This window comes from Methylobacterium nodulans ORS 2060 (assembly GCF_000022085.1).
In the GTDB taxonomy this organism is placed as follows: domain Bacteria; phylum Pseudomonadota; class Alphaproteobacteria; order Rhizobiales; family Beijerinckiaceae; genus Methylobacterium; species Methylobacterium nodulans.
In genome coordinates this window covers 6,499,220-6,511,777 of the sequence record NC_011894.1, presented here as the reverse complement: position 1 = coordinate 6,511,777, position 12,558 = coordinate 6,499,220, and the positions used below count along the sequence as shown (strand labels likewise).

Below are 12,558 nucleotides of genomic sequence, written 5' to 3'. Positions count from 1 at the left end.
GTCGAGGAGGAAGCCGGGCCGGCCCATAGACGGCCTTGCCTGCGGAGGCCAGCGTCTGGGCGATGCCGCACATGGGCACCGCCCCAGCTTAAGCCGTGATGATTGATCCCCCTCGTCAGCGAACCGCCGCGTGTGGGGGCGAGGCGACGGCGCTCGGGCCCGGCGGTACTCGCGTCTGCGATGGACCCGCGGTAATCGTCCTGCTGACCACGTCGGGCTCGCGACGAATTTTCCCAGCAGAATAAACACAGGTTATCACTCGATTGCTGCCCAAAATATGTCACAATCCGTCCGAACACATCCATCTACGTTGTCGTTAAATCAACTACCGTTTCTGGCAGAACCGTTTCCGTTTGCACACATCAGCACAGTTGGGAGGAGGCGCGCATGCGCAGCTTAGTACATGTAGCCACTGCTCCGCTGTGGCCTCTGCAGCTCGCGACTGCTGCCAAGTCGTTCGAGCACAACCCCCTGATCGGAAGCCGCCAGCTCAACCGGTGGGGGCTGCACGCCAAGCGGGTCGAACTTGCGGCCCGCCTCGCAGCGGCTCGTCGCGCAAGGCTCGCGTCCAGAGTGTCGGGCGAAGACCGCGCCGCTTTCGACCGAGACGGCTTCGTGATCAAGCGTCGCTTTCTGCCTGATGATGCCTTCGCAAGACTGCGCGACGAGGTCCAGGCTTACAGAGGGCCCATCCGGGAAAAAGCCGAGGGGCGGACGGTTCTGCGCAAGGTGACGATTGGCAGTAAGCTGCTTGATCAGTTGCCGAGCTTGAAACAGGTTTGTGGATCAGAGACGTGGCAAGGGCTCATCCGTTACGTCGGCAGCCGGGACTCGGAACCGAGCATGTTCCTGCAAGCCGTTTTGCAGCAAGCCTCCGACGGTGAGGACGACCCGCAGACGGTGCTGCACGCTGATACGTTTCATCCTACGGTCAAGGCTTGGCTTTTTCTCACAGATGTTGAAGAGGACAGCGGTCCATTTACTTATGTCCGCGGCTCCCATCGACTCACTCCACAGCGCCTTGAGTGGGAACGGCGCATGAGCCTAACCGCAGTTTCCTCGGCTGATTTTGAGACGAGGCAAGGTTCCTTCCGGATCAGTGAGGCCGAGCTGGAGGATCTTGGTTTCCAGATGCCCATACCTGTTGCCGTGCCGGCCAATACCCTTGTGGTTGCGGACACATTCGGCTTTCACGCCCGCGGCCGGAGCGCCCGTCCGTCGACGCGAGTTGAAGTCTGGGGAATCGGTCAGCGTAACCCGTTCCTCCCGTGGACGTCGCTCGATCGAGCCGTCGGGGCCCTGTCTTCGATCGGGCGCACCGGAAACGATTGGGAGGTGCGCACAGGCATTTCGATTTTTGACGAATAGCGGTTCCGGCCAATGCTCAAGCTATAAAGGCAGTTGCAATTTAGCAACACGCCTCAGATTAGCACTACTTTGGCAGGTCGTGTTCACGAGGGCCGCGGGAGCAGGGCGTCACAGTGCGGACATCTCCGCAGCGGCGGCCGGCTGAGATGATCTAGGATGGCCTGCCGGACCGCTGGCAAGGTCGGCTGTGGCGGCGGGCAGCCGTTCCTTTTTTTCCGGCCAACGGCCGCGAGACGGCGCAACTGAAGGAAGGCATAGGCCATCATCGTCATCAGCGCGTGCCGGTGCAGCCCGGTCCACGAGCGGCCCTCGAAGTGGTCGAGGCCGAGTTCTGCCTTCCTCTGCTGGTGCGCCTGCTCACAGATCCAACGTGCCGTGATGAGGCCGGCGAGCTGCTTGAGCGTCGCATCAGGCGGCAGGTTCGAGAGATAGTACTTCCGCTCGCCCGATGTCCGGAACTCGCCCACCCGCCAGACCTCCTCGCCCGGCCGGTGCTGGTTGCCCATCGCTCCGATCCGTTGGGTTGGAGCATCGGCGGCACGCACCCGCACGGCGCAGAAGCGGGCGCTCAGCCGGCCCTTGGTGCCGCGCCGCCACGTCACGACGCGCCCGGCCATGGTCTCCAGCGCGGTCTCGGCCGCGACCGAGGGCTGATCCGGCCCGTCATGCTGACGCGGCCGGCCGCGCCCGGCGACGGGGAAGAGCATGGGGGCCTGTCGCAAACGCGAACGGGCCCGCGTTCACGGCTCGTTAGCCATCCCTGCTCAGCTTGCCGCCTCCGCTTCGGAGCCGGCCCATGATCCTGAACGCCCTCGCCCTCAAGCTGAAGAGAGAGGCCCGCGGCGACTTCAGGGGGCGGCACTTCGAGGCCAGCCTGATCGTGCAGGCCGTCTCCTGGTACCTGCGCTATGCCCTCAGCTACCGCGACATCGAGGAGATGCTCCTCGAGCGCGGGATGGAGGTGGACCACTCCACCATCAATCGGTGGGTGCTGGCCTACGCGCCCGCCATCGAGCGCCGGCTGCGTCGGTTCCGCAAGCCGCACTGCGGATCGGTGCGCGTCGACGAGACGTTGTATCTGATCGGCGCCCCAGGTCTCTCCTGAGGTATGAGGCCGGGTCAGCCCGAATGAGACGTGAGACCACGAGTCTGAGACGTAGATCGTGCGCCCGGCCTCTCCCACTGCGCCCCTGACGAGATTGGACGGTAGCGAAGGCCTCCCCGCAGGGGATGAGCCTGCATCAACAAGGTGGATCAGCGTAGGGGCACCTCGAACGAGGAGACAACGCCTTGGTACTTCTTGGCATGGATGTCGCGAAGGCTAGCCTGGATTGCGCGGTCCTAACGTCGGTAGGTGACAAGCTAGTGGGCCGACGCTCGTTCCCCAACAGCCCGGAAGGCGCTGATCGGGTCGCACGCTGGGTCGCCCAAGTGTCTGGAGCAGAGGCGGCAGACACGCATCTGATCGTCGAGGCCACGGCAGCCTACCATACGGCAGCCTACCATGAGGTGGCCGCACAGCGGCTTGCCGCAGCGGGCCTGCGGGTCTCCATCGTCAACTCGGCGCGGGTGCGCAGCTTCGCCAAGGCCCTCGGCATTCTCGGCAAGACTGACCGGATCGATGCCCATCTTCTGGCCCGCTACGGCCTGTTGGTGCGCCCAAAACTCTGGTCGCCCCCGGCCAAGGCCCTGCTTGACCTTCAGAGCCTGATCGCCCGTCTCGATGACCTGGAAGCCGATCTCCGGCGAGAGGAGAACCGTCTGGAGCAGGCGCGGACGCGTGGCTGTCCCGATCTTGTTGAAAGGTCCTTGCTGACAAGCATCGCAGAGCTGAAGGCCCAGGCCGCTGAGATCAAGCAGGGCATCGCCGCCCACATCGCTGCAGATGCCGATCTCCAATCAGGCCTGGAGCGGCTGATGACGATCCCTGCCGTCGGCCCGAAGACTGCAACAAGGATGCTGCTGATGCTGCGCATGCGCGCCTTTGACAGCGCTCGACAGGCGGCAGCCTTCCTCGGCCTGGTGCCGGTTGAGCGCACATCAGGGACAAGCGTCCGCGGTCGGCCGAGCTTGTCCAGGGCTGGCAATCCTCGACTGCGTGCCGCCCTCTACATGGCCGCCGTGGTGGGCACCCGCAAAAACCCCGACATCAAGGCGCAGTATGAGCATCTGCTCGGTCGCGGGAAGTGCAAAATGGCGGCACTCGGGGCCGCCATGCGTAAGCTCGTCCACCTCTGTTTCGGTGTGCTGAAGGACGAAGGTGGCTACCGCCCCGGCGCAGCCAGCAAGCCTTGACCGCGCAGACGGTATCTACATCCGGGTTCGCGGTCAGTGGCGGTATCTCTACCGGGTAATTACCCACGCCCGTGGCGGTAGGATCAGGCGCGGATGATGTTGAGGATAGTGGCGAAGGTGCCGGCCCCCGAGAGGCGGGCCGTGTCGACGACGGTGCGCACGTCCGCCTCACCCGCGGCCGCCCACATGGCCCGATAGCCGTTCGTCACCTTCCGCTGCACCACTGCCGGGCGCAGCGCGCGCTCGCAAGCGTTGTTGGTGACCGCCACGCGGCCGGGATGGTCGAGGAAGACCAGGAGCTGGTCGCGGGCTCGGCCGATCTTGGCTTGCAGAGCGCGGGTCAGATCGCAGCGGCTTGGTGCAGCGAGGATGGCGGACAGCTGCCGATCCAGGGCCCGGCGCTTGGCCGAGAGCGTCGAGGCGGCCAGGTCGGTGACGCGCTCGGCCAGGCTGAACACGCTTCCCAGCCAGAGTTGTAGGCGCAGCGGCACGGGGTCGTCGCTGACCTCGACCGCGTAGGCGACGTCACGGGCCAAATGCGCCAGGCAGGTCTGGTGATGCTCACCGTGGCCCTGCTGGGCGGTGTAGCGGTCCGACAGCCACACGGACGGCCGGTGTCCGTCCATCATCGCGTGCACCACCGCGGCGGCCCGCGTCGAGGCCGCGTGATGAACGACCGCTGCGTCCGAGCGGAACACCCAATGATACGAGTTGCTGCCCTCGATGCGCACGCCGGTCTCATCCGAGGCGACTACCGCGGCCCGGCGCAGCGCCGAGACCGCAGCTTCGCGATCGGCACGGAACTGCCTCTGGGCCCGACGCAGCAGGTTCATCAGCCCGCCCTGGCTCAAGGTGAGCCCGAACAGGTCCGACAACGCGGCCTGCAGCCGCTCGTAGGACAGAGCCTGGAAGGTCTTCAGATACACCGCCACCGCGTGCAGGCGCGGGCCGAACGGCGTGCCGCGTGCGGCCTGCGGCACTGGAGCGACGACGCGCGTGCCACAAGCCGGGCAGCGGACGGCGAGCCGTTGATGCTGGGTGACCATCGGTGCCACCGCGGGCAAGTCGATCTGCTCGCACACGCTGACGATCTCGGCCGGCAGATCCGGAGCCAGAACACCTCCGCAGCAGGGGCAGTGACCCGGGCGGTGAGCGACGATCTCGTCGGGATCGGGGCTGAGCGTTCGGCTATGTCCCTCGTGACCCGGCTTGGCGCCGCCGGGCTTGGCCTGCTCGCGCCGCTCCTTGCGGTCGGTCGAGGGCGGCTTGGACGAGGTGCGCGAGGTCTTCTCGGGGCGCTGCAGCCGCAGCACCAGCTCGATCAGCTCCTGCTTGCTCAGGCGTTCCAGCTCGCTGCGGCCCATCCCACGAGGGAATCAGCCAAATCGCCTCCCGGCAAGAGGCGCGGCGAACTCCCTCTAGCGGCCTCGCTTGTGGGTCACGCCGCGCTCGCGCGCACCCCGTGGGTAATTACTCTACCGGGCAATCGACAGGCATGACGAGGCGGTCGACTTCCTGCTCACGGCCCACCGCGACCTCGATGCGGCCAAGCGCTTCTTCCGCAAGATGCTGCAGGATCAGCCGCTCCTCGCCCCAGATCGGATCGGCACGGATGGCGCTGGCCCGTACCCGCCGGCGATCGCCGAGAGCCGCAAGGAGGGCCTGCTGCCCCGGGCACCGACCCACCACGTCACCAAGCACCTGCAGCAGGGGGTCGAGAGCGATCACTTCCGGGTGAAACGGGCGATGCCGCGCGTGGGCGGGTTCCGATCGTTCGTAACCGCGCGGCGCACGATCCAGGGCTTCGAAGCGATGCTGTGGCTGCGCAAGGGCTTTGGGTTCGCGGGCGAGTGGACCGTGCGGGAGCAGAACCAGCTGCTCGCGCACTGCTTCGGACTTCCTGTCACGAACAAAGCATGAAAGTGAGACGGCGTAGCCCCTTCTGCGGCCCACACCCGAGTTTGCGACACGCCCCGCTACCTTGGCTGTCTCGCAGACTTGCAGGATAGCGCTGATGGAACTCGTCATGGTCGTATCGTCATGCCTTGCGGGCAGCGTCGCGCTTGTCGCGCTCCTCACCGCGGCCAGTCGAAATCAGGAGCCGCCGACCGATCCGGTGCAGCGCAGCGGAGCGCCCTTCTAAGCTCCACTCTCACTGTGGGTCCGCAGTCGCGCTGCGGCAGAACAACAACGGTTCCTAGTAAGCCGATCACGACCCACCGGCCGGCGGATTAGGCCATCAGGCCTAGATAAATCGTTGCACCAGCACACTTGCAGCGCGATCCAAGCTGCTGTACGGCCATAGAAATTGGCGAGCTAGACAAAAAAAGACCGCCCCTGCGGAGCGGCCCGAAGTCTAGGGAGGAAACGCCCAAAGGAGGGCTGCCAGATCGGGACGCGATCGCGATCTGGCCACTACTTATTACGCTGCACTGCAACATCTTAAAAGCTCAAATAAGCGGCATCTTGCATGCAGATTGTGCACGCGCGTGGGCGTGTGCGGCCGGCGTACGCGCTAGGTTTGTAGATTTTTGTTGCAGCGCAACATCGGGCGCCGCACGCGTGATCTCCAGACGCGCCTCGTGCGGGCTTCTCAGACGCGCAGCGGCAGCCTGCAGCCCGGCGTGATCAATCCCGGTTGCCAGCTCGGGATCACCCTCCGGCATTCCTTTTCGATCCGCTTGCGCGGTGGAAGCAGACGGTGGCGTGGGCGGCTACACTTACGGCGCCGGACACGCCCGCCTCGGAAGGCACCGTCGGGGTGCGCCCATTCAGTGGCCCGCAGGGCTCCTCCGCTTCGTCCTGGCCAGAACAGGGTAAAAGCTGGACTCCTCGGAGCGGGTCAGGCCACAAAGCAGATCACGCCGCGCCAATCCCGGCTCGCTTCAGCGTGACCGCGAGCAGGTCGATCTGAGCGGCGATGCGGGTGAGCGGCTCGGCCTCGGAGCCGTCAGGCCGGGGCGGCAGCGCCTCGCCGCGGGCGGCCCGGGCGAGCGAGGCCGACATCCAGTCGCGCCACGCCCGCCAGGCCTCCGGGTCGAGACCGCGGGGCTCCGGATCGTGCCGCAGGCTCGCGAGCCGGCCGGCCATCCGCCGCAGCGTGGCGTCGGCGATCAGCGCGGCCTCGATCCGCGAGCGTCCGCGCCGCCGCGGCTCCTGGAGCGCGCGGGCCAGGGAGGCTTCGAGGTTGTTCGTCGCCAGGCCCGCCGTGCGGGCCGCAGCCTCGGCCGCCCCGACGGCGCCCTCGCCCAGGCGCTCCGCGACCACCGCCTCGGCGTAGCGGGCGTGGCTCAGAAGCGCGTTGCGCATCTCGCCCCGCACCCGCGCCGGCTCCCACAGCGGCCACAGCACCAGGCCGCTCAGCACCGCGACGGCCCCGCCCAGAACCGTGAACAGGGCGCGCATCCCGACGATCTCCCAGGACGAATGACCGGGCTCGACCAGCTCGACCAGCACCACCACCAGGGGCGTGAGGCAGGCGATGAAGGTGCCGTAGCTCACCCCCCGGGCCGCGAAGCCGATGATGCTCAGGGGCACCATCAGGGCGGCGAGCACCGGCGGCGAGGTGGCGAAGAAGGCGAGCACCGCCCCGATCACTCCGCCGAGCACCGTGCCGCCGATGCGCTCCAGCGCCCGCTGCCAGGTGGCGGCGTAGAAGGGCTGCATGGTCAGCACCACCGTGATGGTGAGCCAGTGGGTGAACGGGCCGGGCCACAGGACGGTCACCAGCAGGGCGGGCAGCGCCACCACGGTCGCCCGTACGGCATGGCGCAGGTTGGCCGACGACCAGGTCAGGTTGGCCCGCAAGGGCTGCAGCAGCCGCTCGCGCCAGGGCAGGGCCGGGGCACCGGCGAGGCCGTTACCGCCGGCGAGGTCCTCTGCTCCCGAGAGCTTGACGCCGATGCGCAGGCGGTCGAAGGCTCGCTCGGCCATCCGCCGCAGGGCCGGATCGGCCTCGGGCCGCGGCCGGGCGCGGGCGAGCGCGCGCTCGATCCGGGCGAGGTCCACGGGCCGGTCTTGGCGGATCGCGCGGGACAGGAGGCGCAGCAGGGGCGGCAGCAGGCGCAGGACGCGCGCGGCCTCGGCCCGGCGCGCCGGCTCCGCCCGCTCCAGGTAGTCGGACAGGGCGATCAGCACACCGAAGAGCTGCTCGGCGGCCTCCAGGCGGATCAGCGCCCGGGCGTTGCGCTCCGACAGGCGGGCGCGGCTGCGGGCGAGGTCGAGAACCAGGGTGCGAGCGGCCTCGAGGGCGTCGCGCACGGCCCGGCGGTGGGCGCGGGCGTGCTGCTCCCACCCGGCGAGGTCGGCCCCGTGCGGGCCGGCGGAGAGCCGGCGCAGGTCGCGGGCGAGATGCCCCAGGCCGGACCAGACGGAGGCGATGGCCGCGTGAGCCGGCCGGTAGGGGTGCAGGCGCCAGACCGCCAGGGCGAGGAAGGCGGCCCAGAGCCCGCCGGCCCAGAACATCGCCGCCACCACGGCGCCCTCGCCGGGGCTCAGCGCCCGGTCGAGGGCGAGGCAGAGCACCACCACCAGCACGTTGCCGACGGTCTGGGCGGGCACGCCCCAGATGCGCACGAAGGTGCAGCCGAAGATCACCGCGCAGGCGGCGGGCAGCACCACGGCCGGGCCGGAGGCCTGCATGACCCCGAAGGCGCCCCAGACCACGCCGCCGAGACCCGCGAAGGCGACGAGCGCCCGCAGCCTGGGGCGGATCGGCCCGCCGATGTCGCAGAAGCAGGTGAGGTTGGCGGCGAGGGCCATGGTGAGGAGCGGCGGCCAGGCCAGCCACTCGTTGAGAAGGATGATGGCCGCGAAGGCGACCGCCGCCCGCAGTCCCTCCGCGAGGCTGATGCCGGCGAGGTCCGGCGCCAGCGGCAGGCGAGCGAGGTCGGGGCCGGGGTTGCGCAGCGTCCCCCGGCGGCTTGGGACGGGCTTCATCGGCGGGGGCGGATCGGCATGGAGCGGGCAGCGGACGAATAAGAGCAGGCGCGGCAGGCGCTCGGAAGGGCGCTTATCTCGTGCCTTCAGGGATGGTAGCGAGGGGGGCGAGGGCGGCAAAGCGGGAAACCTAACCGCAGTGTCGGTCCCACGCCGCCGCTCAAGCCCATCTGAGCCCTGCCCCGTGCCTGCGCCCCTGGCGGACCTGATTGGGTGAGGTGCCGTTCGCGCGTGAGGCATTGCGGGACGCAGACCTGCCGGCCTTCGCCCTGGCGAACAAGCGCCCGCAAACCGCCCGCCGGCCGATCGCACCCGCCCGACCTTCGCGCGTTTCCTTCCCATAAGCACGAGGCGGAAGCCGTTCTGCGTATGGGTGAGTAGCGCCCGCTACGGGCCGAAGTGCCTGAAGCTCCACTCGAAGCGGCCTTGGCCCGCTGGCGCAGGGCTATCGAGGGGTGAGGCGGTATCCATCGCGCTTCCGCTAACGAGATGCGAGCAAATCAGCGCGCAGAGCCGTGGAGTGTAACTATGTCTTGAAACACGGTCAGGAATGTGAGGATGAACCATGCTTGAAGTTAAGATCTGGAAGGACGGACAGCAGCCATCAGATCCATACAACCATGTAATGGTGCTTGAGCATGACTACCAGTTTTCCTCGCCTAGGTATGAGGTAATACTTACCGAAGGTGGGACCGTTCACACGGGCATCGCCTTTAAGTCGATCATTGAAGACGCCGTCGAGGCCGCCGGCGAGGAAGCTGCAAGGCACGGCATCGACACGACGGTATATGTGAAGCCGGTCTAGGATTACAGTTGCCGGTCAAACGCCGGGCGTCACGTGCGCTTGGCACTTCAGCCCCAGGGCAGCATCTTTGACCGCATTTTTGATTGGCGGACACGATTGAGGGTGATGGCAACCGCCATATTCAAGAATTCCGAGAGGCATCAGATGCGAGGGCATCCGGCTGTTGGATGACGACCACCTTGCCTGTCTTGTCGCGACAGGAGGCCGTAGCTAATGCCTCTCGCGCCTGTACCAGTGGGAACGGTATGAGCGGCGGCGGTGCTAACGCACCGGACGCGACCTGCTCGAAAAGGGCCGCCCGCGCTGCGCGGGCCTCCGCTGGCCGGGAGGCGAGGAAGTGGCGGATCTCGACGCCGATCAGCGCCGCGCTTTTCAGCAGCGCCAGGTTGGCTGGCAGCGCCGGAATGCTGCCCGCGGCAAAACCGATCACGAGGTGCCGACCCTCCTTGGCTAATGATCGGAACAGCGCCTCGAAGGTCGGCCCGCCGACCGGATCGACCACGACGTCAACGACGCCGCGCGGCGCAGCGGCCTTGATCTCGGCCCGGATGTCCGGGCCGGCGGAGTTGATCGCTGCCTGTGCTCCCAAGGCGCGGACGCGGTCGCGCTTCTCCGGTGTTGAGGCGGCGGCGATGACGTATGCCCCCGCTTTTGCAGCAAGCTGAACGGCAGCCGCGCCGACCCCACCTGCCGCCCCTGCGACCAGCACCGTCTCACCGGCCCGGACCCCGCCCCGTCCAAACAGCGCGTACTGGGCGGTCTGGTAGTCGAGCAGAATGGCGGCGGCGTCGGCGAAGGCGAGGTTTGCCGGGATCGGCTCGACCTCGTCAGCAGGCGCGAGGGTGTATTCCGCCAAGCCTCCGCCGAATTGCCACGTTGCGACCCGGTCGCCTGCGGAAAGGTGGTGAACCTCTGCGCCCACCGCGTCCACGACCCCAGCGATCTCGCCGCCGGGCACGTAGGGCAGCGGCGGTTTGTATTGATAGCGGCCCTGAATGATCAGGCCGTCCACGAAGCCGAGTGCCGCCGCCGCCACGCGGATGCGGACCTGTCTGGCGCCCGGTTCTGGGATATCCCGGTCGACCAACTCGAAGTGATCGAGGGTGCCGTAGGCCGATCCTTCAAAGCTTTGCATCTCTCTCTCGTGAAAGCTTCGCCTTTCTCTTGTGCGCCATTCTCCTCGATGGGCCAACAGTAGCTGCCCTGACCGCACAAAACTCATCATCCGAATGTACAGAAAACGACGGGATACTGTTGGCGAATTCCAGCGGCCCTTCGGCCAGGCGTCTCGCGCGGCTGCTTCACGAGCATGAAGCCCCTGCGTCGGCGTGCTTCGTGGGGCGCCAGTGGGAATTCGCCAACGGTATCCCGTCTGGCGATCGGATGCAGCGGCATCAGATGGCTTCGATGATGCTTCTGGCGCGGCTGTTCTAAGCAGAAGGGCACCTCAGAAATGAGGTTCCCTTTTGTTTTGCATGACCACGCATGCAACGCGGCTTGGCTCAGGAGCGAGCCGCCGGTCGAAAAATCGAGCTCGACCGAAATCTGCGGGCGCCGGCCCAAGCCGGTGCCCGCACCTCTTCATTCCGGATCCTCGAGCTTCACGGCGTGTGGCGCCCGACTTTAGGCGGCGGCGCGAGCCGTCCATGCGGCGGCCCCAGCTCCGGCGCGCCGGCCGAACACCACGCCCGAGGTCAGGCCCGAGCCGCCCGGATAGCCGTTGAAGAACACGCCGCCGACCATCTCGCCGCAGGCATAGAGGCCGGGAATCGGGCTGCCGTTCTCGTGCATCACGCCGCCGGCCTCGTCCACTTCGACGCCGCCATAGGTGAAGGTGATGCCGCCGGTGACCGGATAGGCCTTGAACGGGCCGGTTTCGATGGCCTGCGCCCAGTTCGACTTCGGCAGGGCGAGCCCCTTCGTGGCGCGACCGTCCTTCACCGTCGGATCGAACGGCACGGCCGGATCGACCGCGGCGTTGAACTGCGCGATGGTGGCGAGAGCCTGCGCCTTATCGATGCCGTCGAGCTTGTCGATCAAAGCCTCCAGCGTATCGGCCTCGACGAAGTGCGCGTCATGGAAGCGATACTCGCTGTAGAGCAGGTGATCGACCTTCGCGTCGAAGATCTGCCACGCGACATGGCCAGGCTGCTCCATGATGGCGCGCCCGAACTGGGCGTAGGTGTAGTTGCGGAAGTCCCTGCCCTCGTCGACGAAGCGCTCGCCGCGCGCGTTCAGCATCACGCCAAGGAAGTAGCAGATCTTGCGGTAGTGCTTGCGCTCGAGGTGCGGCAGGTCGAGGTTGCCGTAGTCGGGCGTGTGCAGGTCCATCGGCGTAGCGTGGCAGCCGCCGTAGAAACCGTGCCGCTTTGCGCCGAGGCGCAGTGCCATCGCGATCCCGTCGCCCTGGTTATACGGCGTGCCACGCACCTTCGCGGCCTCCCAGCCTGGTCCGATGAGCTCGCGCCGCATCTGCGCATTCGACTCGAAGCCGCCGCAGGCGAGAACGACGGCCTTGGCGGCGATCACGCCCGCCTCGCCCGCGCCGTTGCGCACCCGGATGCCGCGCACGCGCCCGCCCTCCGTGACGAGATCGGTCGCGGCGCAATCGTAGCGGATCTCGCCGCCGAGCGCCGCGAAGGCGGCGCGCTCGGCCTCGGCGAGGCCGAAGCCCTCGTTGTGCGTGGCGAGCGTCAGTCCGCCCCAGAAGATGAAGCGCCCGTCCTTTTCGAAGGATTGGCGGGAGTAGATCGGCTCGAACTTAACGCCCTGCGAAGCCAGCCAGCGGACCGCATCGTAGCTCTCGGCGATCAGCGTTTGCTGCTCGCGGCTCAGCGGCCGCCTGTCGTTGAAGCCGAGGAGGTCCGCGGTGAAGCGCTCGGCGGTGTAGGCGCCGAAATCGGTGCGGGCGAGGCGCGGATCGTCCGGGTCGGCGAGCAGCGGCAGCAGGTCGTCGTTCCCGTTGTAGACGAAGCGCATGGCGCCAGCCGTGTAGGCGGTGTTGCCGCCCGCCAGTTCCTCCGTGGCCTTCTCGATGACGAGGACGCTCCGGCCCTGCTCGCGTGCCGCGATCGCCGCGCTCATCGCGGCATTGCCGGAGCCGACGACGACGATGTCCCAGGATGTCTGCATGGTAAGTGTCTCCGCATAGA

8 protein-coding genes and 3 pseudogenes are annotated in these 12,558 nt (G+C 67.4%); 6 read left to right on the top strand and 5 right to left on the bottom strand.

Annotation, left to right across the window (positions count from 1 at the left end):
• The first annotated feature begins 387 nt into the window (after positions 1-387).
• Positions 388-1,368, top strand: coding sequence for a phytanoyl-CoA dioxygenase family protein (locus tag MNOD_RS30285; protein WP_015932770.1), 981 nt, complete (start codon positions 388-390; stop codon positions 1,366-1,368).
• 108 nt (positions 1,369-1,476) lie between these two features.
• Here the strand turns inward: MNOD_RS30285 and MNOD_RS49455 are convergent.
• A pseudogene (locus MNOD_RS49455) lies at positions 1,477-2,075 on the bottom strand (IS701 family transposase); the annotation flags it as partial.
• Between the two features lie 89 nt (positions 2,076-2,164).
• On the opposite strand from MNOD_RS49455, the pseudogene MNOD_RS30275 reads away from it, so the two are divergent.
• Together MNOD_RS30275 and MNOD_RS30270 are read left to right on the top strand one after the other, a co-directional pair.
• Positions 2,165-2,440 (top strand): annotated as a pseudogene (locus tag MNOD_RS30275) (IS6 family transposase); the annotation flags it as partial.
• A 218-nt stretch (positions 2,441-2,658) separates the two neighbouring features.
• Entirely contained in the window at positions 2,659-3,663 is a 1,005-nt protein-coding gene (locus MNOD_RS30270; protein ID WP_015932769.1) for an IS110 family RNA-guided transposase, read from the top strand.
• A gap of 83 nt (positions 3,664-3,746) precedes the next feature.
• On the opposite strand, the gene MNOD_RS30265 is transcribed toward MNOD_RS30270, so the two are convergent.
• Positions 3,747-5,027 (bottom strand): IS66-like element ISMno2 family transposase, encoded by a 1,281-nt coding sequence (locus MNOD_RS30265; RefSeq protein ID WP_012631399.1) that lies wholly within the window; start codon positions 5,025-5,027, stop codon positions 3,747-3,749.
• 109 nt (positions 5,028-5,136) lie between these two features.
• Between MNOD_RS30265 and MNOD_RS30260 the strand changes: the two are divergent.
• Positions 5,137-5,583, top strand: a pseudogene (locus MNOD_RS30260) (IS6 family transposase); the annotation flags it as partial.
• 94 nt (positions 5,584-5,677) lie between these two features.
• Positions 5,678-5,806, top strand: a complete 129-nt coding sequence (locus tag MNOD_RS50130; protein WP_015932768.1) for a hypothetical protein — start codon at positions 5,678-5,680, stop codon at positions 5,804-5,806.
• Between the two features lie 716 nt (positions 5,807-6,522).
• On the opposite strand, the gene MNOD_RS30255 is transcribed toward MNOD_RS50130, so the two are convergent.
• Positions 6,523-8,601, bottom strand: a complete 2,079-nt coding sequence (locus MNOD_RS30255) for an FUSC family protein (protein WP_015932767.1) — start codon at positions 8,599-8,601, stop codon at positions 6,523-6,525.
• Positions 8,602-9,166: 565 nt separating this feature from the next.
• Between MNOD_RS30255 and MNOD_RS30250 the strand changes: the two genes are divergently transcribed.
• On the top strand, positions 9,167-9,406 hold the full coding sequence (locus MNOD_RS30250) for a hypothetical protein (RefSeq protein ID WP_015932766.1): 240 nt from the start codon (positions 9,167-9,169) through the stop codon (positions 9,404-9,406).
• 121 nt (positions 9,407-9,527) lie between these two features.
• On the opposite strand, the gene MNOD_RS30245 is transcribed toward MNOD_RS30250, so the two are convergent.
• Both MNOD_RS30245 and tcuA read right to left on the bottom strand, forming a co-directional pair.
• A complete protein-coding gene (locus MNOD_RS30245; protein ID WP_015932765.1) occupies positions 9,528-10,541 on the bottom strand; it encodes an NADPH:quinone oxidoreductase family protein in 1,014 nt (337 codons plus the stop codon).
• A gap of 488 nt (positions 10,542-11,029) precedes the next feature.
• Positions 11,030-12,538 (bottom strand): FAD-dependent tricarballylate dehydrogenase TcuA, encoded by a 1,509-nt coding sequence (gene tcuA / locus MNOD_RS30235; RefSeq protein WP_015932764.1) that lies wholly within the window; start codon positions 12,536-12,538, stop codon positions 11,030-11,032.
• Positions 12,539-12,558 lie beyond the last annotated feature (20 nt).

What these genes read in the sequence shown, in the direction of transcription:
- MNOD_RS30285 (WP_015932770.1), top strand. Translation starts at nt 388, where the DNA reads ATGCGCAGCTTAGTACATGTAGCCACTGCTCCGCTGTGGCCTCTGCAG.
- MNOD_RS30265 (WP_012631399.1), bottom strand. Translation starts at nt 5,027, where the DNA reads ATGGGCCGCAGCGAGCTGGAACGCCTGAGCAAGCAGGAGCTGATCGAG.
- MNOD_RS50130 (WP_015932768.1), top strand. Translation starts at nt 5,678, where the DNA reads ATGGAACTCGTCATGGTCGTATCGTCATGCCTTGCGGGCAGCGTCGCG.
- MNOD_RS30255 (WP_015932767.1), bottom strand. Translation starts at nt 8,601, where the DNA reads ATGAAGCCCGTCCCAAGCCGCCGGGGGACGCTGCGCAACCCCGGCCCC.
- MNOD_RS30250 (WP_015932766.1), top strand. Translation starts at nt 9,167, where the DNA reads ATGCTTGAAGTTAAGATCTGGAAGGACGGACAGCAGCCATCAGATCCA.
- MNOD_RS30245 (WP_015932765.1), bottom strand. Translation starts at nt 10,541, where the DNA reads ATGCAAAGCTTTGAAGGATCGGCCTACGGCACCCTCGATCACTTCGAG.
- tcuA (WP_015932764.1), bottom strand. Translation starts at nt 12,538, where the DNA reads ATGCAGACATCCTGGGACATCGTCGTCGTCGGCTCCGGCAATGCCGCG.